A 24913-nucleotide genomic window follows, 5' to 3' on the forward strand; every position below is an offset into this window, starting at 1 on the left:
ACACAACTAGTGGCTGAGGAGGGATTTGAACCCACAACCAAGAGGTTATGATCCTCCTGCTCTGCCAACTGAGCTACTCAGCCTAATATTAAAAATCCTACTATACATATGATCTATATATTTTATATAATATTCAAAGTTAAACAAAGATTCAAGCTTTTCAGAGTCAATAACTTCAAGTAAAGACTTATCTTGTTTTAATTCAGACAAAAAATTACTATTGTCTCGTTTTACTTTCATTGCATTCCTTTGAACGATTTCATATGCTTTTTCTCTTGTTAGACCACTCCGCACTAATTCAAGTAATATGCGCTGTGAGAAAATCAATCCTTTTGAAGAATTTAAATTTTTTTCAACATTTTCTTTATTAATCACCAATTTATCTACTAAATCTGTTAATCGCACCAAAGCAAAATCCATCACTATGCAAGCGTCAGGAACAATGCATCTTTCCACGGACGAATGCGATATATCTCGTTCGTGCCATAACGCAACATTTTCTAACGCAGGAAATATATAACTACGTATTAAACGTGAAAGTCCAGTTAAATTTTCACTTAAAATAGGATTACACTTATGTGGCATAGCAGAACTTCCTTTTTGCCCAGTAGAAAAATATTCGGAAATTTCTCCAATCTCAGTTCTTTGCAAATGACGAATTTCAATGGCAACATTTTCTATTGAGCTTGCGATTACTCCTAAAACTGAAAAGAACATGGCATGTCTATCTCGAGGAATTACTTGAGATGACACGGTTTCAGGTATAAGTCCCATTTTCCCTGCTACATATTCTTCAACAAATGGATCAATATTTGCAAAATTTCCTACTGCACCTGATATTTTACAAGTTGAAACTTCTCTTTGAGCATTGACTAGCCTTTGATAGTTGCGTTTAAACTCTGCATAAAACCTAGCAAATTTTAACCCGAGTGTTGTTGGCTCTGCGTGCATTCCGTGACTACGTCCTACACACACAGTATCTTTGTAGTCCTCAGCTTTTCTCTTTAATACTTTAAGTAAATTCTTTAAGTTCTTGAGTAAAACATCACACGATTCTTTCATCTGTACAGCAAGACATGTGTCCAATACATCAGAACTCGTCATACCATAATGAAGATAACGAACGTCAACTCCTACTTTTTCAGCAACATACGTTAAAAAAGCTATAACATCGTGTTTTACAGTGGATTCAATCTCATTAATACGTTCAATATCAAATTTGATAGCACCAGAAAGTTTTTTAGCAACATCATTTGGAATTACTCCTAACTCTGCTTGAGCCTCACATACTAATCTTTCTATTTTAAGCCATATATTAAACTTATTGTTTTCCTTCCAGATGGCAGATACTTCTTCACAACTATAGCGAGGAATCATTAAACGACCTCCGTTTTATTTCTAGCATGTAAGAACCAAGATTACATGCTGGAATGATACTAATTTAGTTATAAAAAGCATTTTTCTGTGGTCGTAACCAGAATCACCTTTGATCAACTTTATCACTATCAGCAGTTTCTTTACCTAAGTTCTGCTCAACCTCTTGTTGTTGTAACTCTTGGCTTTGCAATTTTACTTGTCTCAACTCATGTGCATCTGTTTCTGATCTAACAACATACACAGTGATTGGTACCACTACTTCACTATGAAGCTCTATATTCACTTGATACTGACCTAAATTTCTTACCTTCACTCCATTAAAAGATACTTTACGGTAATCAATTTCATGTCCTTGCAATAAAGACTTTGCAACTTCTTTTGTTGTTACAGAACCAAAAATTTTACCATCCTCAGAAGCTTGCTTCACTAATATTACAAACTTATCGATAAGAGATGCTGCCAGCTCTTTTGCTAAATTTAATTTTCTTATATTTTCCTCTTCTAAAAAGGAACGTTGCTCTTCTAGCTTCGCTATGCTTTCCCTAGTAGCTTTAACTGCCTTTTTTTGTGGGAAAAGAAAATTACGTGCGTAACCAGGCTTCACTTTTACAATTTCACCTAGTTTACCAAGCGTTCTTATGTTTTCCTTCAAAATCACCAACATAAATCACCTAAGCTTTTTTAGTACAATAAGGAACAAGAGCTAGAAAACGTGCCCTTATAATTGCTAAACGAAGTTTTCTTTGCCTTCTTGCACACACACCCGTTAATCTTCTGGGTAATATTCTGCCATAGTCAGAAGTAAACTTAGATAACAAATCTGTATTTTTATAATCTATATCCTCATCTTTAGATGTAGCAAGAGGACAAGCTTTAGAACGCCTAAACCCAGTCCTATTATTCATAGATAGATAGGAATCATTAAAACTATTTCGTTTTTTTACCATTATGCACTTTGCTCCTCAACTTGTTTATTTATCATATGAGATTTACCTTCAGAAAATTTATCAACTTGTACAGATAAGTGGCGAATAATATTCTCATTAAGCTTTATTCTGCGTATAAATTCGTTCATAATACTTGAGGTAGAACTTATGCACATCATACAGTAATGGCCACTCTTCATCTTATTTATCGGATATGCGAAATCTATAAGACCCCAATATTCATATTTTATCAATCCTGAAGCTTCAACATTTTCTAGAATCACTTTCAACGTTTTATCTAATTGATCTAGGTTTGTTATTTCACAATCTTTCAAAATTTCTTGAAGAACCTTTGCTAGATTCTCTGAAATGCTTTCTTTTAAAGCACTTGCTATGTTACGAATAAATATACTCTTAGCAACTTGCTTACCACCTTCCGAAAGCTTTATAAAATTTTGTGTCATTCCTAAATCTTTTAACCCACTTTTTAGCTCTTTACCAATTTTCAATTTAACTTCTTTCAAATTTGAAAGATCTCCTTCCAGCTCGACCCACAAAATTTTTGCAAAATTTTCTAAGAAATTGGAATAATTAACTAAACTTTCTTGAATAGTATTAAACCGTGCTTCCAATTCTTGCTTCGTAAGCTTGTTATTTTCCAGAAATTTTTTGACTTTTTGAAAAATAACATCTATCTTAATACTTTTTAGTAAAACAGCTAGTTCTTGGACCATCTCTTCTACTTCTTGCTGTAACAAGCCCTGCTGCGCTACAAAAGTAAACTCATAAAGACTCATTATGTCTTCCCTTGATACTGACCAAATTTTTTATTATATATGACTTTTTTATATAGGCAAGCTATTTGTATCAATCTCTATACTTTTAACCCAACTTAAATTAGATATTTCATAAGCAATCTGAGGGGTAATTGAATATGTATCCGGTAACAAGATGTTTACCTTATATTTTTCAAAAAAGAGTTTCAACATTATCTTGGTCCTGCCACCACTTTTTAACACTGAATTTAGTTCCATAGCAATTTTTTGCGAATTTGCATGTCCAGTTAAGATTAGTCTTTTTATTACAGAAGTGATTCTATCTGTAAATTCAGATATATCCTTTCCTGCTAATCTTGTTATATTTTCTGAAGTTTCAAGATCAATTATAACAAATGTTCCTGGCGAAAATAGACTTCTTTTCTCTTCTATTACTTCATTTTTGTAAAATGCTATTTCAGAAACATTATATGGGTCAGAGAGCGTAAGTATAACAAATCTTCCACGCTTTGAGGTTCTCATACGTACATTTAATACTACACCAGCAGTTTTTGTCGTTCTACCCTCTCCAATAAATCCAATGTTTAATTTTTTCAAAATAGTTCTAAATCTTTTAAGTGGATGATCAGTTAAGTAAAATCCCAGTGAAAATAACTCGTGCTCTAGTTTTTCTTCTTTATTGAAATCTTTCACATCTTTAAGTTTCGGTTTTAGGACATCAAGATTATCAAACAAACCAGCTTGATTTGACTCCTTATGTTGTCTGTTTTTATTTGCAAAGTAAATCAATGTGTCTATTGACTCATATAGCTGCCTTCTGTTTTGATGCACACTATCAAATGCTCCGGCCTTAATTAGGCTCTCTAGTGCTCTTTTATTTATTATATGTCCCGAATTTTGAATGAATTCCCATATATTCCAATAAGTGCTCGAATTTGTGTGCACTATTACCTCTGCTATAGAAGAACCAACATTACGCAAAGCTGCAATACCATAGCGTATATATTCGCCCTCTATTGAAAATAGAGCTTGAGACTTATTTACGTCAGGTGGAAGAACAGCAATCCCACAAAGTTTTGCAGCATGATAAAACAAGTTCAGCTTATCTCTGTTGCTAATATTCAAATTCATCAAAGCTGTGAAAAATTCTAATGGATAGTTGGCCTTGAGGTAAGCCGTTTGGTAAGATATCACTGCATATGCAGCTGCATGAGATTTATTAAATCCGTAACCAGCAAATTTTGCAACAAGATCAAAAATATAACTTGCTCTGTCATAATCAACAGCATTTTTCATTGCTCCTTGGATAAAAAGTTCACGTTGCTTATCCATCTCTTCTTTGATTTTCTTACCCATAGCACGCCTTAATAGATCTGCTTCAGCTAAACTATATCCGGAGAGAATACGTGCTATTTCCATTACTTGCTCTTGGTAAATTATTACTCCAAACGTTTCTTTTAATACTTCTTCGAGTAAAGGGTGAATATAGTCTGGTTTTTCAAGTCCGTGTTTTCTTGCAATGTAAGTTGGAATGTTATCCATAGGTCCTGGACGATAAAGGGAAATTAAAGCGATAATATCTTCAATGCAGTCTGGTTTTAACTTGATTAGAACCTCTCTCATTCCAGAACTTTCAAGCTGGAACACCCCGATTGTATCACCTTTTGAGAGCATTTTGTAAGTTCTGTAATCATTTAATGAAATTGAAGAAATATTGATTTTTTCCCCATTACGATTAATTAAACGGCATACATGATCTATTAGTGTTAATGTGCTAAGTCCGAGGAAATCAAACTTTATTAGCCCAGCTTTTTCCACATATTTCATGCTGTACTGAGTGATTGGCAAAGTAGAATTTGGATCGTAATAAACAGGAACAAAGTTTTCTAATTTTTGGTCGCATATCACAATTCCAGCAGCATGAGTTGAAACGTGACGATATATTCCCTCAAGCTTAAGAGAAACATCAAGAAGTTTTGCAATCACTTCATCACTATCTCGCTCTTTTTGCAGATTCTGATCAAGCTCTATTGCTTGTGACAGAGTCACAGGGTTTACTGGATTAAACGGAACCATTTTAGATATTTTATCCACTTGAGCATAAGGCATCTGTAACACCCTCCCAACGTCTCGTAGTACGGCCCTTGCCTGCAATTTCCCGAAGGTGATTATTTGAGCGACATGACCGTACTTCTTTCGTACATAATCAATAACTAAGTCTCTCTTTTCTTGACAAAAATCGATATCAAAGTCAGGCATCGATATACGATCAGGGTTTAAAAATCTTTCAAAAATCAGACCAAATTTTGTTGGATCGAGGTCTGTGATCTGTAACGCCCAAGCAACAATTGATCCAGCGCCAGAACCTCTTCCTGGACCAACTGGGATGCCATTTGCCTTGCTCCAACGAATAAAATCAGAAACTATGAGAAAATATCCAGAATAATTCATTGAGGTTATCACGCTCAGTTCGTAGTTCAGGCGATCATAGTACTGCTCAATGTTTATGTCTATTTCATTTGCAATGCGTAATTCTAAACCTGTAATTGCTTGTTCCCTCAGTTCTTCATTTTCAGTTTTATTCTCTCGACAAGGAAATTTAGGCAAAATAGGCTGCCTACTTCTTGGCATGTAAGAGCATCGCCTAGCTATCACTAAAGTGTTATGAATTGCTTCAGGAATATCACTAAATAGCTCCTTCATTTCTATCACAGACTTAAAATAATGCTCAGTAGTTGGTTTTTCCCTATTCTTTTCGAAAGAATAACTTACCTCTGATATGCACGTTAATATATCATAAGCTTCATAGTCAGATTTATTTAAAAAAAATACGTCGTTAGTTGCAACAAGTGGTACATTGTGCTGATAAGCAAAGTCTATTAAGACTTCTTCAAGTTCTAATTTTTCATTAAGCCTATGACGCTGCAATTCAACATATAAATGACCATTGAATGCTGAGAACAGTCTTTTTACTGTTTCCCTATCCTGCTTCAATAATAATTGAGCTAATATTCCATCAGATCCACCAGTTAAAGCGATCAGACCTGAACTTAAACTTAATAACTCAGTAAAATCGGCATAAGGAATATCGTGGCTGTTTTTGCGCTTTCTAAAAGAATCACTTACTAAAGTAACCAAATTGGTATATCCTTGCTCATTTTTTGCAAGTAATAATATGGGTAAATTTTGTTCTGATTGTCGAACTATAATATTGCATCCTATTATTAGCTGTATCCCCCTACTTGCTGCATATTCTGCAAACTCAAGTGAGCCAAATAAGTTACCTGAATCAGTAACCGCAACTGCTGGCATTCTATATTGCAAGCAAAGGCCGATCAGTTCCTCAATTTTGACTGAACTCTCAAGCAATGAATAAACACTGTGAACACGCAAGTGTATGAACATAAAAAACTTCAAACCAGCAATAAAAGAATACCATTAATTTACTTACAAGGATATAATTTCATGGAAACGAAAGCTTACTCAAAGTAACAACAAAAATTCCTTAATAACCCTTAGCTAGTTCCTTTACTATAAAATTAAAGTGTTTAATTTTCAGTTTATGTAAATTAAATGATGAAAGCACTATGTAGTTTATGTTTTAATATTGAACTTTTTGTACTATGTGTACCTTATATTTTTACACCTTTTCTAAGGTTTTACCTATATATAGTCTAAAATATATGCTTATAAGGCACTTAAGGTAGTATAGAATACAAGTTTCTAAAATAAGAGAGCAAGTGACTAATTATTACAGTGCTTTTTTACCTTTTTTCTTTGTTTAATAAACTTTTTAAACACTTATAGCTTTAAAGTCCAAGAAACGTCATCTCAGTACTAAAGCGTTAGGACCCGAAAGTTTCTTAAGTTAGTGAACATAAAAGTAACTGCTTTATGCAAGAAGTAACATTTTTATGAAAAATTAAAGTCAGTATTAACTACTTAAACAACTCTTTTCTAGGCTTATCTATTCCATTGTATGCGGCTTCAGCTCATTAACATGTAAACTCTTCAGTCCTACCTTATAGTTAGGATAAATTAGAGAGATACTAAAATCTTTTTTAATTTTAATATTACTCACTTTTTTTGATCCTAAGTAAAAACTTTGTGCATAATCTGGCAAAGAAGAAATTTCTATCAACTCTGGAATGCTAACATTTAGAAGTTTGGCTGCATATGTTACCACCTCAGATTGTGTAGCAGGTAAATTGTCTGCACAGTTATATATTTCTCCAGGTTTTATATTCAGCATGGAAGAAAATAGAATATTAGATATATCTTCAACGTGAATACGAGAGAAAAGATGCCCTTCTTTTCGCACATTTCTTGCTTTATTAACTTGTAAGTCAACTAGTACGTTTCTGCCAGGACCGTATATTCCAGCTAAACGAAAAACATGTACAGGTAACTTGCTATTTAGCCATTTCTTTTCGGATTTAAGGCGGCTTTTTCCTCTGCTTTCTACAGGTTTTGTTTCAGATTCTTCTGTAACCCAATTACCAGCGTGATCACCATAGACGCTAGTTGTGGACAAATAGCCAAGCCATTTAATATTTTGAAGGTAATGACCATATCTCTCTAGCACATCATCACCATCCGGTGGAATGGAAACTAAGACATGTGTTACGTCTTGAAATGTATCTTTGCTTACTTTTTTGTAATTAAAAAGATTAATGCTTTGTACATCTTGACTCTTCGAAGTACCGCTGATTTTCCAATCTAAACTCAGTAAAATTTTTGATAAAAATTTAGCTACATACCCATAACCAAAACAAAATAAATGCATAGAAACTAATTTTTAAAATTTTTCTTAATAAACTCTACACCTAATTTTATTCCCTCTTCATTGATAATATGTCCTAATCCATGAATTGGGTACCCCTCGACATTTATTCCATTTTTCTTTAGAGCTTTAACCGTTAAGTCAAGAGAAGAAAAAGGCACTATATCATCGGCATCACCATGAATAAGACACATATTAGGTTTTGACTTGATATTTGGTGCAACTTTTGAAGGTGAAAGAAATCTACCAGAATATACAACAACCGATGCACAAGATTGAGTGCGGGTAAGAGCTGTATGTATCGCAAGCATCGCCCCTTGAGAAAATCCGACTAAAGAAAGCTGTGTATCTTTTAAGCCAAACTTTTTCAATTTTGTATCAATAAAATGATTTACTATTAACGTGGCATTTTTGACTCCACTGTACAATGCTTCTTCACTGCGATTTTCTAAACTAAACCACTGATAGCCATCACCTATTTCTCTTTCAAACGGAGCATTTGGTGCTACAAAACACGAGTCATGTAAAGACTTGCTCATAACTTTAGCAAGATGAACAAAGTTATCACCACTTGATCCCCAGCCATGTAAACAAACAATCAAATTTTTCTTGTTTCCACTTACACAAATTTCTGGACCTTTAAGTTCAATCATTTCTTTTCTTTTTGTATTTATACTTTTATCTAGCATTAATTTGTGCTTTTGTAAAAGCTATATTCAATGTTCTCATTATTAATGAGAAAAGGAAATTATGTTTGTGTAACGGGTTATTTAGGTATATATTATAAACTTATTTAACAAAAATTATGAATATCGACGATAAAGCAGTTTTAAAAATTTATAAACCAACAAAAACTGCAACCCAATCTGGTTTGGGTAACACACGTTTTTGGTATCTAAAAATTAAGCCAGATTCCTATTATATTGAACCTTTGATGGGGTGGGTAGGTTCAAAAAATCCAAAAAACCAAATCATATTAAAGTTTAATTCCCTTGAACAAGCAATATCATATGCAAAAAAACGCAACGTTAAATTCATAATTGAAATGCCAAAAAGTATTAGGAGGTTACCAAAATCTTACGCAAGTAATTTTACATCAAAGTAAGTTTTATTGTAGTTTAAATCTTATGGATGCTTTTATGTACATAAATGGTATCACCACAGTGTCAGTTACTTGGATGATAGGAAGAACTTATTATAACACTGATACCTGTAAATTTATTGCGCGATTTTTGTGAATGAAAATGAACTCCTTTTAAAGATAGTTCTAGGGAAAATTACTTAATTTTAAAAGTAACCTTAGAAATATATACAAAGGGTATCAAGAGCAGTAATGTAGTATATCATCACTCTTTTATATTTTTATATTGAAATATGATGACTCCATTGATAAACCATACAAAATTACCAAAGTTGCTTTTATATCGTTGTATGATAAAAGTAATAAAATACCAACTCTTAGTGAAATCCTGTAACAGCACTAAACCATTTTTGCCACCTTTATTACTACCCTGCATTGAAAAAGGGAAAGAAGATTTAAAGTTTGAAATTTGCAATTATAAATGGTAAAAAAAATTAAGTAAGTATGATATGGATTACATTTTATACAAAAGTTTCTTCAAGGAAGCAAAAACAGGTCGTATAAGTAATATAACTCCTTTGTCTATTTTAATGATAAATTAGTAAACATAGAACTTCAACATATCTTATACCAGGAAACTTCTGGCAGTGGTGTTAAATAAAGCATATTGAAAGCATTTTCTCAGTAAAACCTAAGAACTTATTAGTATATAGCACAAAATAAGAATGGTAAATACTATTTTGAACAGAAAATAAATATTATTGATTCACGAGATAATAAAGTGTTGCAAAAAGCATAATATCTTACAGTACAGAAGAAGCAGAAAAGCAACAGCAAATGATATACATATACTATCTAATATACTAGATGATATATTATCATCAAGTAAGTGCATTTATTAAATTTCTCACAAAAGGTCCCATAGGTAAACAACTAAAAACTCTTACTAACACTACTATACTAATGACAAACTTATAAACTCTATAGAAAAGTACTTAACCGACGACCAGTCAAGGCTTGGTAGATTATTGTTAATCACTGACTACAAATCTAGTTTAGAAATTAAACGAAACAAAACTGAAAATCATTTCTCTATATTTAAATGAAGATCGACTCTTATCTTTTATTAAAGTATTGAAACCAAATCAGATAAAAAACACCTGATCTAATTTAAAAGCAAATCAGTCCAGAGTACTTGTTTAAAATATAGACTATCATCAACTTGTAGAACTAGCAAAAGATTTAGCTGAATAATATTTAACCATTCTTCCTAAAGAACGAGTAATTACTAAATTTAAGTTCTAGTAGACATTTTAGAGAAAGATAAATTAAGAGCTTTAATTAATAAGCTAGATTACTATAAACTCAAAATGGTAGCTCAAAATCTAACTGATCCTAGAAAAATTAAAGTTATAATTAATTCTATAATTGATGAGAAACCCTAAACTTTCATTCAGAGCGTACATAATAAGCAATTAGCAAAACTTCTAAATAATCTCGATGCAAAAGAGCTTAAAGATATCTATTAACAAGCTATCTTACGAGAAGAATGTTTTACCCCGTGATTGGTATAACCTTAGGCAACCAAGATCAATCCAAAGCTATTATTGAAAAGTTGAAAGAGAAATTTAAGAAGATGAAGTGAGAAGTTGAAGGAGATTACTTTTAGTAAAGTTGACTAAATGCACTTTAGAGAGAGAGAGAAAGATTTTTGAAAGTGTAATAATGTTTCTCCTCAAGATTACAATTCTGAACCTCATAGAGAAGCATGACATATATTTAACATTAACCCAAACATCATAAATTAGTATTTATAAGCCTAAAGAGAAAGTACTGTAGTGTCGAGGGCTGGTTTAAAATTTTTGAACAACATTTTGAGTAATTTATATGTATAATAATTTATAGAATAAAGTTCAATCCTTGAAGAGGAATGATGCTTATAGCAGTACAAGGAAAAAGACTAATGAAAAAGCAATAGGTCAGATTATGAGAATATCGATCTTGTTATGCTAAAATAAATACTGACAAGTATGTAACAGACTTGAAAAAAGTAGCAAAAAAGAAATTGTTAGTACTTTAAGTACTGGGTTACAAACAGTACAAGCCTAAATCTAAGAGACACTATTGATAATAGTTAAAGATTTGATAAAAAATCTTAGTAACTTTAAATAGTAATTAACTGGCTTTTAATGAGGAAAAACTAGCATTTTTCAGATCTATATAAATGTAACATATAAAATTATAGCTGTACCAGCTAAATATCTAAAAGGATTGCGTATAAGTGATCCACATTTAGAGCTTTAGCAATTCATTTACTTTGGCTTATCATTACAACGGCAGCTAAACGGCCAACTAAATATCTACCTGTTGTTGGTTAAAGAAGAATGGAATAATTAACGGGAAAACTCACAAAAATAAGACCTATTACGTATTAAGTGATATGTACGCAAGTAGAGAAAACTTTGATAATGTCGATTTACTACTAGATTATGTTATAAACATACTTCTCAAAATAAAACACGTTTATACTAACTATATTTACGGAATTCTGCAATTTAAATTTTGCTTACATTGTGTTACAATGTGTATAATTCATATTCTTAAATGAAAAAATGGTAAATACGCAAGATCTATTAACGTTGATGAAAATAAGGCACAGCGGGTGCTTATATGATCCGGATAAAGTAGTAAATCAGGAGGAGATCAATTCTCTGATAGAAGCAGCTCGGCTTTCTCCTTCATGTTTTGGTGATGAACCTTGGAGATACGTAATATGTAATAAGCAGAGTAATCAAAGTTCATGGAAAAAGTTACTGAGTTGCCTTAATGAATCCAATCAAAAATGGGCGAAAAATGCGCAAGTATTAATTATATCATTAAGTGCTAAAAATTTCCGAGAGCTGGATAAGGGGGAGAATTTTTGGGCTAAGCATGACACTGGTGCAGCAAATTATGCACTTATGTTACAGGCCGCATCTACAAACTTAATGGCACATCAAGTAGGTGGCTTTGATAGAAACAAAATAGTAAAAAAATTTAATATACCTAATGATTTTAATATAACATCGGTGATAGCGGTTGGTTACGAAGAAGAAGGTGCTGAAATTAAGGAAAAAAAAAGAAGGCCAGTAGAAGAAATATTCTTTTATGATGAGTGGCCCAGTGAACTGACTTGACCACTTTTCTGTTAATACTATAAAATATGGTTGTTTAGTAAGTAGGTTTTCTCATTTTTCTTTCTTGAACTTCTTGTCAAGATTTTCATAAAATTATTTATTTTTAAACCCGTAATTCATGCTACTTTATATATCTTCGCAAAAGTTATAAATAGCAGAATACCAATTATTTCATTAAAAACAGGAGCCTTCAGATAGTATTTCAGCACTTTTAAATAGCAATGTTATCAAATCCTTTAATAAGGATCTCATATAATTTGGTATATTATACTTTTCTTAAAAAACTTTTATGGTTCTCATATATGATTTTAACTTACCTTTATTTCAATGCTCTACTTTGTTTGTTTAAAAGGATGAATATATCTCAGATAGGAAAATTTTCTCTAGGTTTACTTTAAGATAAGCAAAAGGTTTGTATATATAGAATGAATAAAGAATATTTTGATCGTCAATTGATTTTGTTCATCAAAAGCACTGAGATCAGTATAGCTACTGCTATTAAAATTACAGATGTTGCTTAGTCAACATTGCGAATGCTTCTGATAATAAGATTATAAAAATTAAACAAATGATTTTTGGATTTCATCTTAATAGTTTACTTAGTAAGTATCAGGAGCCTGAATACTAAATCGTCTTCTAGATATAGTTCATTTGAGATTCTATATCGAATAATAGCAGAATGATTTTCAATCCTTTTTGCAAAGTCTTGCCAAAGTTTTGCTGCTTGTTTTTGAGAAACTTAACTTAGTTATATAAATAATCTTTGTCATTGTTATTTTTGCTTCCGCCTTAAACCAAATAAACTTAGGTTATCAAAAGTATCTAAAATATTTTTTAGTACTATCAGATCTTTAGAAAGCAGATTCTTGACAAGAACCTACATTACCAAGAGGAAAGTTACACTGCATAGCTTCAAATTTGTCAAGAGCAGGATGAAAAAAGCTAATTTTAGAACTCTGCTGCTTTAATTAGTCCATTACTAATTTTTCTATTAGAAACACTTTCTTCCTTTCCAACTTAAGTTCAGCTGAAAGAGCATTTCACTATTGCTTGACATTAACTTAGCATCTACACTACAAAAAACTATAGCGTATAAAACAGCTATAATCAGAAAAGAAGTTTTTGTTTATATAGTCTTTGCTATAATGGTGAGCAGTTTAACAGACAAAATTCCCTACGTAAAAATGCATGGTACTGGTAATAACTTTGTTATCATAGACTCACGTTCAACAAACAATTTAGAATGGAGCTATAGGGAAATTGCCAACCAAAATGGCTGCGATCAAGTTATAGTTATCACTAACTCTAGTATAGCTGATTGCTTCATGCACATTTATAACGCTGATGGTAGCAAAGTTGAAATCTGTGGAAATGCAGCGCGTTGTGTTGGATATTTAATAATGTTAGAAAAAGGTACTGAGTACTCTACCATTGAGCTAGTAAATAAGCGTATTTTAGAGTGTTTTAAAGTCGGTAATAAATTAATAAAGGTTAATATGGGCAAGCCCTTGTTTAAATGGTATGAGATTCCTCTATCCATTGAATGTGATACTCTTCACTTACCTATAGAATTTGAGATGCTTAAGGATCCAGTTGCAGTAAATATTGGCAATCCCCATATAATCTTTTTTGTCGATAATATAGGTACAATACCATTACTAAATTTGGGACCAAAGTTGGAAAATCATGCATTCTTTCCAAAAAAAACTAATGTTAGTATTGCACAAATTGAAAAATCTGGAGAAATAACTTTGAGAGTCTGGGAAAGAGGTACAGGTACTACTGCTTCATGTAGTAGCGCAGCTTGCGCAGTATTTGTTGCATCTGTACTTCGTAAGTATCTGCCTACTAAGCAAACTTCAGTAAATTCACCAGGAGGGAACTTACTAATCGAATGGGTAAATAATGTATTTGTAGTTGGTAATATAGGGTTTCTATAACAATACTTTAAACTTGATGCATTACTTCCAAGATTTTTTTACCAATCACCGCTGGAGTTTCTGCAATTGCAATTCTAGCACTTTTCATAACCTCTAACTTTGCAGCAGCACTTTCGCCACTAGAAGAAATAATAGCCCCAGCGTGCCCCATGCGCTTTCCTGGAGGTGCTGTTTGACCAGCTACAAATCCAACAATTGGCTTTTTAGTTTTCTCTTCCTTTACAAAACTCGACACATCTTCTTCTTCGTTCCCACCTATTTCACCAATAATTACAATGCCATGGGTATCTTCATCTTTCAAAAACAGTTCCATACAATCAACAAACGTCATGCCATGAACAGGATCACCTCCAATTCCAATGCATGTTGATTGACCAAGGCCAACAGTAGTCGTTTGCGCTACTGCTTCATAAGTTAAAGTTCCAGAACGAGATATAATTCCTATATGTCCACGCTTGTGAATATGTCCCGGCATAATTCCTATTTTACATTCCTCAGGCGTAATAATCCCAGGACAATTTGGCCCAATCAATCTACTTTTTGAACCTACAAGCATATATTTAACTTTTACCATATCAAGTATAGGAATGCCCTCTGTAATACAAACTATTAGTTCTATTTCTGCATTTATCGCTTCAAGTATTGCGTCAGCGGCAAACCTAGCAGGTACATATATTACTGTAGCATTTGCACCAGTTTTTTCTTTGGCCTCCGCTACAGTATTAAAAACTGGCAAATCAAGGTGAGTGCTTCCACCTTTGCCAGGAGTTACACCACCAACTATCTTTGTTCCGTAACTAATTGCTTGCTCTGAGTGAAATGTACCCTGTGCACCAGTAAACCCCTGACATATTAATCTTGTATCTTTATTTACCAAAATAGACATGCTTTACTTTACCTCTTTTACTATCTTCTGTGCAGCTTCATCGAGCTCATCCGTAGCAATAATACTTAACCCTGATTTCTCTAAAATTCTTTTTCCTTCTTTAAAATTAGTACCTGATAATCTAACCACTAGAGGAACTCCAATACTCATTCCTTTTACAGCTTCAACAATTCCACTTGCAACAACATCACAACGCATTATCCCGCCAAATATGTTAACTAAAATTCCTCTTACGTTACTATCAGACAATATAATCCTAAATGCTTTGGTAACAGCTTCCTTATTTGCTCCACCGCCAACGTCTAAAAAGTTGGCTGGCTTTGCTCCGTAGTACTTTATTATATCCATTGTTGCCATAGCAAGACCTGCACCATTCACCATGCAACCAATATTGCCATCCATTTTTATATAACTAAGCCCATGTTTTGAGGCTTCTATTTCTTCCTTTACTTCTTCATCATAATCACGGAGTTGCGCAATTTCTGGATGACGGTATAAAGCATTGTCATCAAAATCAATCTTTGCATCGAGCGCAACAAAATCTCTAGAATCTGTCTCAGCTAGTGGATTAATCTCTATTTGATTTGCGTCAGTTGCAATAAATGCATTATATACACTTTTTGCAACACTTGTTATTTTTTTTATTTGTTCTGGACTTAAATTAAGACTACTGCTTAACTTTCTACTATCAAAACTTGCAAAACCAGAAGCAGGACTAATATCGAGCTTCACTATTTTCATAGGAGAGCTCTTCGCAACTTTTTCAATATCCATTCCACCTTCTGAAGAAAATATGAATGTTGGCCTGCTAAGTTTTAGATCAACTACTAAACCTAAATAATACTCTTTCTTAATAGTTGAACCCTCTTCAATGTAAACCCTTTTTACTTGCTGCCCACTTGGCCCTGTTTGATGAGTTAGCAAAGTCATACCAATCATATCCTTCACAAGCTGTTGAGCTTCTTCAGTTGACTTTGCCAGTCTTACACCGCCAGCTTTGCCCCTTCCACCTGCATGAATCTGAGCTTTAACTACAAGTATGTCAGACTTCAGTTGATTTATTTTAGTCTCTATTCCTTCTGCAGACGTAGTAACAAAACCGCTTAAAACTGGAACATTAAATTTACGTAAGATCTCTTTTGCTTGATATTCATGAACATTCATAAAACAACCAATATAAACTATTAAAAATTATAAACCATAACGCTGTCTTCTACTCTCTTGTTGGCGCCTTTTTTTTTTAACTTCAGCTTTCTTTTTAGCTCTTACTTCTGATTTCTTTTCATGATATTGTTTTTTTATTTTTACCCCTCTTCCTTCTTTCTGAATTGTTTTTTTTAATATTGGAAAAGCCCTACTTACATCACCATAATGAACTGATACTTCAATCAAACTCTACCCCTTGGATAATTACCTCAAAAACCTACTTGTAAATTAGAAAATTAACATTGTCAATTATTTTATAAACTCAAGCATTAAGTTATAACATAACTGAACGTTAAATTCTGACTACTAAGAACATCAAAGTCTTTTAACTTACTGTGTATAAAACTATCTCACACTGGAACAATAAGGGTAGGCCAATATTAGTTAAAATTCTCATTACTTATGGTATCTTTTTGTTGTTGACTCTGTTGTTTATACATAGCTTCAAAATCTATAGGATCCAATATAAGAGAAGGAAACCCACCACTACTTGTAACCCGTGCAATTATTTCCCTTGCAAAAGGAAAAAGAAAAGTAGGCCCACCTATAAATAAAGCTTGTCTAGCCCCCTCTGCACTTAGCTTTGCTGAGTTTTCTATTGAAAAAAGACCACAGTATTTCGTTTCACAAATAAAAGCAACACTATCTTTCATACTTTCACTCTCTATCACTGCTTTGACTTCTATATGCAAAGTAACTTCATGGAAAGATTTTTCTTCATCATTTTCTTCGTTACTTTCAGCTCCTTTCAACTTCACTGAATTGACATTAACCATTACATTAATACTGGGAGCTTCCTTTAAAGAAAGGAATGGTGAATTCGGGTTTTCAAACGATAGATCCTTAATATATTGGCCATGAATTTTTATTTTGTACTGTGACATTTCTTACGCCTCCATAATTAAGTTGAAGTATTTAACGTTTTCTTCTACAATATAGTCATTTATAGATAAATAGTAAATCCAAATCGCAGATTGACATAGAACAAGCACACTTTTATTAATAATTAATAATGTTCAGGTACTTTACATGCTAAGGAGTTGAATTACTATGATAGAGCTTGTAATATATGCTTTATTAGCGGCATTCATTTTTTCGCGATTATATAACTCTTTAGGAAGGTTAACAAACTCAAACTTAAGAAAATTAACTAATGTACTTGATATAAGCCAAAGTAACAAAGACGTAGCAGAAGACATTGAAGACTACATCAATAGTAACGACAAAAACTCAATAAAAGCCACTTACAAACAAATATTACAAAAAAATAAAGATTTCTCCATTTCCCATTTTATGGAAGGTTCAAGTATAGCTTTTGAACTAATAATAAAGTATTTTAATCAGGGGAATCTACTTAAGCTAAAACCTCTCTTAGATAAAGGCTTATATAATAACTTTGCAGAGAAAATTAGACATCGTAAGGAAACACATGAATCTATAATTGTTTCCATTACTTCACAAAAGATTTTAGAAATAAAACTAGTGAAAAACGTAGTGTTTATCACAGTGTATTTTCTTTCAGAGCAAATTAATTTTGTTAAGGATGATAATGGAAATATTGTATCAGGTAGCACATCAACGATTAATAGAGTTGAGGATATGTGGCAATTCAAAAAAAATATCAATTCATCAGATCCAAGCTGGCTGCTTGTTTCTATTAACTACAATAAAGACAATTATGATAATGATCCAATAACAAATGGTAAACAAGACTAGTATTGTTTAAAGTTAATCATGAAAAGTAAGCTGCGTGAAATAGTACTTGATATTGAAACTACAGGCCTTGATATTGAATTTGGCCACCGGATTATTGAAATAGGGTGTATAGAATTGATTAATCGAGTCCCAACAGGCAAAGTATTCCATCAGTATTTTAACCCAGAAAGGGATGTACCTTATCACTCATTTAAGATTCATGGCATTAGTGAAGAATTTTTGGAAGATAAGCCATTATTTTCAGATGTCGTACTTGAATTTCTTGACTTTATATCTACCGATATTTTAATAATTCATAACGCTGAATTTGATATTAAGTTTCTTAATATGGAACTTAGTAAACTAAATACCGGATTAATTTCTTCGGACAGAGTGTTGGATACATTACCACTTGCAAGAAAAAAGTTTGCAGGTTCACCCGCATCTTTAAGTGCATTATGTAAGCGTTTTAATATATCGCTAAAGGACAGAGAATTACACGGAGCACTAATTGATGCTCAGCTGCTTGCAAAAGTTTATGTTGAGCTTACAGGAGGGTTACAAACTTTCTTATTTGATAATCAGTGCAAGCAAGATAATAATTCCACAGTCATTTACCGTAAAATACGTGATTTATCTCGTAGGAAACACTCACCAAGCAATGAAGAAATTAATGAACATAGAAAACTGTTGGATAAAATTAACAACCCACTTTGGAAAGAACATATTGAATAAGTTGGCTAACAAGATATAATCTTATTTTATTTAAGGTGTTCTAATGATAAAGTTTGTAAGATTATTATCTACCATGCTAATAGTATTAGCAGTTATTTTTCTTAGTTATTGTTATTTCACCAAAAAAGGCATATTTGCTCCAATAGTTATTCACAAAGCAGAAGTTAAAATAGGGGGAGATTTTGTTCTGATTAATCAAGATAATCAAATTATACGCAGTAATGATTTTAAAGATAAATATATGATGATTTTTTTCGGGTTTTCTTCATGCAAAAAGGTTTGTCCCATGAATCTTGGAATAATCTCGGAGGTACTTGCAAAACTAGATGAGAAAACCAATAAAAAGCTACAAACATTTTTTATAACAGTTGACCCTGAACGGGATAATACAGAAAAACTTAAAGAATTCCAACAGCAATTTGACCATAGAATACAAATGTTAACTGGTGAAAGAGAAAAAATAGATGAGGTAATCACGAGTTATAAAGTATACACCAGCAAAATTGGTGAAGAAGAGGAAATCAACCATTCTTCGATAATATATCTCATTGGTCCTGGAGGAAAATATGCTACGCACTTTGTAGCTGACCTAAACTCAGACGAAAGTCAATCTGATAAGATTGTAGCTGAAATTAAGAAACATATAAATGAACCATAAGATTCTCTTGCTTAAAATTGTACACTAAGTTCAAGATAATTAGTATTTAAAATCAGAGGTATAGATAGGTTCATTTACCGATATAGAGTTGTCTTGGTCTACAAACCTTAGTTTCCCTGTCACTCATCATTTCATACCATTGAGTAACCCATCCAGTGGTTCTTGAAAGGGCAAAAATAGGCGTGAACATATTTGAAGGAATATTAATAGCATTCATTATTATGCCTGAGTAAAAATCAACATTAGGATACAACTTACGCACAATAAAATACTCATCCTTTAAAGCCATTTCTCCAAGCCTCTTTGCAACCTTAAGTAGTTCATTATTTTGTTCAAGCTTATCTAAAATTTCATCACAAGTATCTTTTAATATGCGTGCACGTGGATCGTAATTTTTATAAACACGATGTCCAAACCCCATCAATCTAAATGGATCTTTATCATCTCTAGCTTTTTCAATAAATTTATCTATATCTCCACTTTGTCTTATTTCTTCTAACATATTTATAGTTGCCTCATTAGCACCACCATGTGCTGGTCCCCAAAGTGTAGCAACTCCTGCAGATAGACTCGCTAATAAATTAGAACCAGCAGATCCTACTAATCTGACAGCTGTTGTAGAAGCATTTTGCTCATGGTCAGCATGAAGAGTAAATATTTTATCGAGAGCTCTTGCAAAAAGAGTGCCCCTATCGTTATTAAAAGCATCGCCGAACATCATCCTCAAGAAATTTTCACTATAGTTTAATTCATTATTGGTATTTATAAATGCCTGATCGTTTATATACCTATATATCATTGCAACAATTACAGGAATCTGGGCTATTGCAGAGATTCCAAAATTCAGGTCTTCATTATTAATATTAGTACCATGTTTTTCATAGTACAATGCTGACAAACTTGCAAAACATGCAATCAAAATTGACATAGGATGAGCAGTTTTTGGAAATGCTTTAATTACATCAATAACCTGTTCCGGCACTTTAGATAACTCTTTTATTTTTAGAAGAAACGTTCTGTGTTGACTTGAACTAGGTAATTTACCATAAAGCAATAGATAAATTACAGCAGTAAAATCATTATTCTCTGTTAAATCAGCTATATCATGTCCCCTATATCTAAGGACTCCTTTATCTCCATCAATAAATGTAATTGCAGAAGAACACGAAGATGTGGAAATAAACCCTGGATCATAAGTGAATAGCCCTGTTGCCTTATATAAATCCTTAATATTTAACACATCAGGGCCTATTGTTCCACTTAATATGGGTAGCTCAACCTTTAACCCATTGTTTAATTCTAATAACGCTTTTTTATCCATAACCCGGTCTATCAAATTTTATATAAAGCATGCAAACTAAAAAGTATATATAACTTGGTTAACTTTAGATTAATCGCATTAAACAGTCATTAATGCTTTTACTTTTGCATTCAAGCGACTTATTTTACGCGCAGCAGTATTCTTATGAAGAACACCTTTATTTACACACTTGTGCAAATTAGATTCAGCGTTTCGAAATGCTAAAATGACATTTTCTTTATCACCAGACTTAATTATATCAACTAATTTTTTAATAGCAGTGCGAGTTTTGCTTTTACGAATTTTATTTACTAAAGTGCGTTTTGCTATTACCTTTACCATTTTTTTAGCACTCTTATGATTTGCCATATATTAAGACCTAAAACACTGTATTTTTTTTATTGTAAATACTTTTCAGTAATTTGCAATACCAGTTTTCTTGTGGCCAATTTACTACTTTTTCCTTCAATAGTTTTTTTTAAATTTTTCAAGAATTCGCCTTTGCTTAATCCAGGATATATTGGAGGCAATATTTCTATTACTGCCTTTCCAGGATTTTTTCTCATAGAAAGTATGCTCTTTGGCCAAAATAAACCAGTATTTAAAGCAACTGGCAATACAGGAACAGATAATACACTATATAAAGCAACTACCCCTGATTGATATTTCGTCTTTTGCTTTGCAACTGTTCTGGTGCCTTCAGGAAATATGATTATGTTCCTATTTTCTTTCACACGTAACTTAGCTAACTTAACAATATAGCGTATAGAACTGATACCATCTGAGCGATTGATAAAAATCATTCCAAGTGCCATGAGGTGCAAGCCAATAAATGGAATCCATTTCAGTTCACGTTTTAAAACAAAAACTGCATTTCTAAATAAAAGCATAAAAATAAATGTCTCAAACGGAGATTGATGCTTAGAAGCTATTATGAAGGGCTGCTTTGGAACGTTTTCCATTCCCCTAATTTCATATTCAACACCACATAGTAAACGAAGCATGTATAATACAATCTTTATTGAGAAGGTAAGAAAAATAGTTACTACATGTGTAGGAAAAAAGAGTATGGGAAGAGTAACTAAAGTATAAAGCACCTCCCATAATATAAGAAAAAAATTAAATAACAAACTTGAAGTCACAAATCCAGATGAATTTATTTAAGTCTAACTCTACTACAAACTTAAAACAACAAGTTTAACTATTGATTACCTGAGTAATAGGATGCAAATCAGCTAATTCAGCTTTCAATTCTTTATTAGTAATGTGAGTATATATTTGTGCTGTAGAAAGGTTAGTATGACCAAGAACTCTTTGTATCAGTGTAATGCTTGCTCCACTATCGAGTAAATGAGTAGCAAAAGAATGCCTAATTACATGCGGAGAGATTTTACTTTCATCAATATTACATTTTCTCGCCAATTCCTTAATTAATTGACCGATTCTCTGCTTGTAATCTGCCTATTGGGTTTATTACCTGTGGAAATAACCAATCAGATTCCTTATCTCCAAGTATTAGGTTGTGACGAACTAATAAATAATTTTTAAGGCTTTTTAGTGCTTGTTCCTTAAAAAGGATTCTCCTTTCTTTACCACTTTTTCCTTTTATGATTATGTAACATTCTTTATCACTATTGTTTACTAAATGTAACACTTCACATAACTTTATATTAATCAGTTCAGTAATACGCATACCAGAAGAGTAAAGGATATCTAAAATGGTACATGATCTCCTATTGCTTATCTCTTTATTTGATCTGCTTACTGATTTTCTGACTGTGTTCATTAGTAAAAGCATTTCCCCAACACTCAAATACTTTAGTAAAGGACGAGAAACTCTTGGATTTTTTAATTCATCATCACTAGCCAGAGCTGGATTGAAGTCTATTATTGTATCATTAAATAGGCACTTATAAAAATTTTTCATAACAGATATTTTTCTTATATAGAACTACTTTTATATTTCTTTTGTATACTTAGATACCTAACATAATCTTTAATATTAGCTTTGCTTGCACTAATTAAAGTAGTACCACTTTTAAATAAAAAACTCTCAAGTTAAAGTAAATCTGAACAATAACTTTCTAAAGTATTTTGCATAGCAGATCTTTTTGATACCAAAGCATCTATATAATACGTTATGTAAAGGTTTCCTTTTTTACCCTGCAACTGTTTACTCTGCATTATTAGCCTCTATATTTATTTCTTTGACTACAGTTTGATTAGAAATGTTACTCATATTTTTTATTAGGAAATACGAGATAAATAAAGCATTTACTAATATTATAAGTACAATAAACTTTCGTCTTAATTTTTTTTTCAGACTTGATCTTACTTTTACCATAGTTAAATTATAACATTCAAATCTATAGAAAATACCTTATAAACTACCATAATAACTATCCCTTGATCATATCTAATTATATCTATATTAAAATGATAATTTTCTATAGCACTAATGTGATTAAGTGGTGGCTCATTTACAGAGCATAGATGTTAATAAATTCTTAATATATATGATAATCGCTCTTTTTTAGTAAAGTACTAACAAAAGGAATGGTAATATTTGATCCCATAGATTCATTATCTATTCTCTCCATAATTTTATTAACACTATGAAAAGAACGTTCTATTCTTGCTAAAATATAATCAATCACTCTCAAATTAACCCTCATTTGTTTATCTGAAAATCGTTTTACCAACATAATTCGCAACAGTTCTTCGCTTGCAGGTGGAATTTTCACACTGGTAGTTGATAGTACACGAGAACTTAAATCTTTTAATTTTAAATTAAGTTTTTTTGGTGAAGATGAAGAAGTAATAAGTAGTCTTTTGTTATTTTCTTTCATATAGTTGTAACAATGTAACAACATTGCTTGATCTTGAACATTTTGTACATCTTCTAAAATAAAAGCATTGCTATATCTCATCTCATTTACAAAATTATTTACATTGATAAAAATTGCATTATTTATCGATCGCCAGATGTGAGCAAGATGAGTCTTACCAGAACCTTTAGGTCCAAAGAGAATCATACATTTCCAAGACAGATCATCAATTACTGAATTGTACACATGCTTATTTTCACCTAAAACAATAAAATTTTGCCAACTATAATCAGTTTGATTATTGCTAAATAAATTTAATTGCATACTAAACATAACCCCTACACCTCTGACAGTGAGTTTTGTGTTAAAATTTGCTTATTCTTGTTATGTATAAATAATATTTTAAAGTCCATGTTCTTCATTATCATAAGTTATATAAAAAATCTGTTAACCACCCTTATAAAACTCACTTTGAAGATATATATCTATTGCATATCTTATTGATACATTAATAATCGCTATTATTGGAATAAAAAGTAATATACCTATCAACCCAAAATATGAAGCACATGTAGTTACTCCAAGGATAATTACAGCTGGATATATATGAACTTTTTTCCCTATTAATAAAGGAATTAGTATGTTCGCATCTATTAACTGTCCAACACTAAATAATGCTAAAACAGCAGCGCTTTTGAACCACCCACTGAATTGAGCAATAGCACTCAAAAACCCAATAATAGTATATATTAATGGCCCTATATAAGGTATAAATGTTAATATTCCTGATAAAATTCCAATAGCAACAGGATGTTTCAACCCGATTATACTAAGACCTATAGAATAAAAGGCCATCATAACAACGCATATGTTTACCTGCCCTTTTAGGTAATTAAGTATAATAAAATCTACTTTTGAAAAAAAAACTGCAACTTTTTCTTTATAAGGAACAGGAACTAATTCACTAATCTTTATTATAATTAGAGGCCAATCACGCAATATATAGAAAAACATTACCGGAATAATTACTACCAATGATACTACATGAATTAAGTTAAAGCTTGAGCTTAACACCTGGACAATAAAATTACCTATAATACCAAAAGCGTTTATAGAATAAGATATATAATCGCCGCAATTTTTTACTAGATTTTCAGATAAGTGATCAAACAAACCATCTCCTACTTTTATATTAAGAAACTCTAATGCAGATGAGATACCTTTAAGGTTTAAGAAAGGTGCTTTACTGATTAAAAAATTTAATATCGAAGTAATTTGAACATATATAATAGGTAAAACAAATGTAACAATTAATACAAGAACCAGCAGTAGCACAAATATTATAAAAATTACAGAATATAGGCGCGGTATTTTATGCTTTTCAAACTTTACTACTAGCGGATTGAATAAATATGCTACAACAATAGATATTAAGCATGGAAAAATCATAGGGTACACTAAGAATAACGTGCCAATTATAGGAGGTAGTGCAAGACAAATAGATATATGAAGTTTTTGCATGCTTTTGGCGTAGTCAATTTATAAA

At 32.0% G+C, this 24913-nt stretch carries 24 protein-coding genes and 1 tRNA gene; 6 read left to right on the forward strand and 19 right to left on the reverse strand.

Features of this window, described 5'->3' with window-relative positions; all coding sequences use genetic code 11:
• Positions 1-10: 10 nt before the first annotated feature.
• The 8 genes from WOO_RS03050 to WOO_RS03080 form a co-directional block, all read right to left on the reverse strand.
• Positions 11-83: transfer RNA gene (locus tag WOO_RS03050), tRNA-Met, on the reverse strand.
• Positions 46-1377: an adenylosuccinate lyase gene (gene purB, locus WOO_RS03905; RefSeq protein ID WP_014869212.1), complete on the reverse strand. Its 1332-nt coding sequence runs from the start codon at positions 1375-1377 to the stop codon at positions 46-48. The genes WOO_RS03050 and purB overlap by 38 nt, the downstream gene beginning before the upstream one ends.
• Before the next feature lie 103 nt (positions 1378-1480).
• Positions 1481-2041 carry a 50S ribosomal protein L9 gene (rplI, locus tag WOO_RS03055; protein ID WP_014869213.1) on the reverse strand — a complete coding sequence of 187 codons (561 nt, stop codon included), beginning with the start codon at positions 2039-2041 and terminating at the stop codon, positions 1481-1483.
• Positions 2042-2048: 7 nt separating this feature from the next.
• Positions 2049-2324: a 30S ribosomal protein S18 gene (rpsR, locus tag WOO_RS03060; protein WP_014869214.1), complete on the reverse strand. Its 276-nt coding sequence runs from the start codon at positions 2322-2324 to the stop codon at positions 2049-2051.
• The gene (gene rpsF, locus WOO_RS04345; RefSeq protein ID WP_410543193.1) at positions 2324-2641 is read right to left on the reverse strand and encodes a 30S ribosomal protein S6; all 318 of its coding nucleotides are present in this window, start codon (positions 2639-2641) and stop codon (positions 2324-2326) included. The genes rpsR and rpsF overlap by 1 nt, the downstream gene beginning before the upstream one ends.
• Before the next feature lie 507 nt (positions 2642-3148).
• Positions 3149-6484: a DNA polymerase III subunit alpha gene (gene dnaE, locus WOO_RS03070; protein ID WP_014869216.1), complete on the reverse strand. Its 3336-nt coding sequence runs from the start codon at positions 6482-6484 to the stop codon at positions 3149-3151.
• A 562-nt stretch (positions 6485-7046) separates the two neighbouring features.
• Positions 7047-7865 carry an SDR family oxidoreductase gene (locus tag WOO_RS03075; RefSeq protein ID WP_014869217.1) on the reverse strand — a complete coding sequence of 273 codons (819 nt, stop codon included), beginning with the start codon at positions 7863-7865 and terminating at the stop codon, positions 7047-7049.
• A 5-nt stretch (positions 7866-7870) separates the two neighbouring features.
• Positions 7871-8515, reverse strand: coding sequence for an alpha/beta hydrolase (locus WOO_RS03080; protein ID WP_025264146.1), 645 nt, complete (start codon positions 8513-8515; stop codon positions 7871-7873).
• A 152-nt stretch (positions 8516-8667) separates the two neighbouring features.
• Here WOO_RS03080 and WOO_RS03085 point away from each other — a divergent pair, with 152 nt between their 5' ends.
• The 3 genes from WOO_RS03085 to dapF all read left to right on the forward strand — a co-directional run bounded on the left by WOO_RS03085 (position 8668) and on the right by dapF (position 14059).
• Positions 8668-8967, forward strand: a complete 300-nt coding sequence (locus tag WOO_RS03085) for an NADH dehydrogenase ubiquinone Fe-S protein 4 (protein WP_014869219.1) — start codon at positions 8668-8670, stop codon at positions 8965-8967.
• Between the two features lie 2588 nt (positions 8968-11555).
• Entirely contained in the window at positions 11556-12119 is a 564-nt protein-coding gene (locus WOO_RS03090) for a nitroreductase family protein (protein WP_014869221.1), read from the forward strand.
• Between the two features lie 1145 nt (positions 12120-13264).
• Positions 13265-14059 (forward strand): diaminopimelate epimerase, encoded by a 795-nt coding sequence (gene dapF, locus WOO_RS03095; protein ID WP_044135512.1) that lies wholly within the window; start codon positions 13265-13267, stop codon positions 14057-14059.
• Between the two features lie 7 nt (positions 14060-14066).
• On the opposite strand, the gene sucD is transcribed toward dapF, so the two are convergent.
• From sucD to secB, 4 genes are all read right to left on the reverse strand, one after another.
• Complete coding sequence (gene sucD, locus WOO_RS03100; RefSeq protein ID WP_014869223.1) at positions 14067-14945, reverse strand: succinate--CoA ligase subunit alpha; 879 nt, start codon at positions 14943-14945, stop codon at positions 14067-14069.
• Between the two features lie 3 nt (positions 14946-14948).
• A complete protein-coding gene (gene sucC / locus WOO_RS03105; RefSeq protein ID WP_014869224.1) occupies positions 14949-16109 on the reverse strand; it encodes an ADP-forming succinate--CoA ligase subunit beta in 1161 nt (386 codons plus the stop codon).
• Between the two features lie 27 nt (positions 16110-16136).
• The gene (locus WOO_RS03110; RefSeq protein WP_014869225.1) at positions 16137-16337 is read right to left on the reverse strand and encodes a 30S ribosomal protein S21; all 201 of its coding nucleotides are present in this window, start codon (positions 16335-16337) and stop codon (positions 16137-16139) included.
• A gap of 194 nt (positions 16338-16531) precedes the next feature.
• Positions 16532-17035: a protein-export chaperone SecB gene (gene secB, locus WOO_RS03115; protein WP_014869226.1), complete on the reverse strand. Its 504-nt coding sequence runs from the start codon at positions 17033-17035 to the stop codon at positions 16532-16534.
• A 166-nt stretch (positions 17036-17201) separates the two neighbouring features.
• Between secB and WOO_RS03120 the strand changes: the two genes are divergently transcribed.
• The 3 genes from WOO_RS03120 to WOO_RS03130 are packed head-to-tail and all read left to right on the forward strand — an operon-like array spanning position 17202 to position 19239.
• Positions 17202-17867: a Tim44/TimA family putative adaptor protein gene (locus WOO_RS03120; protein ID WP_014869227.1), complete on the forward strand. Its 666-nt coding sequence runs from the start codon at positions 17202-17204 to the stop codon at positions 17865-17867.
• Between the two features lie 18 nt (positions 17868-17885).
• A complete protein-coding gene (dnaQ, locus tag WOO_RS03125; protein WP_014869228.1) occupies positions 17886-18581 on the forward strand; it encodes a DNA polymerase III subunit epsilon in 696 nt (231 codons plus the stop codon).
• A gap of 43 nt (positions 18582-18624) precedes the next feature.
• Entirely contained in the window at positions 18625-19239 is a 615-nt protein-coding gene (locus tag WOO_RS03130; protein WP_014869229.1) for an SCO family protein, read from the forward strand.
• Between the two features lie 70 nt (positions 19240-19309).
• Here the strand turns inward: WOO_RS03130 and WOO_RS03135 are convergent, their stop codons facing one another.
• The 7 genes from WOO_RS03135 to WOO_RS03160 all read right to left on the reverse strand — a co-directional run bounded on the left by WOO_RS03135 (position 19310) and on the right by WOO_RS03160 (position 24888).
• Positions 19310-20560, reverse strand: a complete 1251-nt coding sequence (locus WOO_RS03135; protein WP_014869230.1) for a citrate synthase — start codon at positions 20558-20560, stop codon at positions 19310-19312.
• A gap of 78 nt (positions 20561-20638) precedes the next feature.
• A complete protein-coding gene (rpsT, locus tag WOO_RS03140; protein WP_014869231.1) occupies positions 20639-20908 on the reverse strand; it encodes a 30S ribosomal protein S20 in 270 nt (89 codons plus the stop codon).
• Between the two features lie 29 nt (positions 20909-20937).
• Positions 20938-21543 carry a lysophospholipid acyltransferase family protein gene (locus WOO_RS03145; RefSeq protein WP_232500365.1) on the reverse strand — a complete coding sequence of 202 codons (606 nt, stop codon included), beginning with the start codon at positions 21541-21543 and terminating at the stop codon, positions 20938-20940.
• A 193-nt stretch (positions 21544-21736) separates the two neighbouring features.
• The gene (locus WOO_RS04285; RefSeq protein WP_255325499.1) at positions 21737-21961 is read right to left on the reverse strand and encodes a tyrosine-type recombinase/integrase; all 225 of its coding nucleotides are present in this window, start codon (positions 21959-21961) and stop codon (positions 21737-21739) included.
• A 4-nt stretch (positions 21962-21965) separates the two neighbouring features.
• Positions 21966-22466 carry a tyrosine-type recombinase/integrase gene (locus WOO_RS04290; protein ID WP_255325500.1) on the reverse strand — a complete coding sequence of 167 codons (501 nt, stop codon included), beginning with the start codon at positions 22464-22466 and terminating at the stop codon, positions 21966-21968.
• A gap of 580 nt (positions 22467-23046) precedes the next feature.
• Positions 23047-23691, reverse strand: a complete 645-nt coding sequence (locus WOO_RS03155; protein ID WP_044135513.1) for a DnaA ATPase domain-containing protein — start codon at positions 23689-23691, stop codon at positions 23047-23049.
• A 123-nt stretch (positions 23692-23814) separates the two neighbouring features.
• A complete protein-coding gene (locus WOO_RS03160; protein WP_014869234.1) occupies positions 23815-24888 on the reverse strand; it encodes an AI-2E family transporter in 1074 nt (357 codons plus the stop codon).
• Between the last annotated feature and the right edge of the window lie 25 nt (positions 24889-24913).

It is taken from the genome of Wolbachia endosymbiont of Onchocerca ochengi, assembly GCF_000306885.1.
In the GTDB taxonomy this organism is placed as follows: Bacteria; Pseudomonadota; Alphaproteobacteria; order Rickettsiales; family Anaplasmataceae; genus Wolbachia.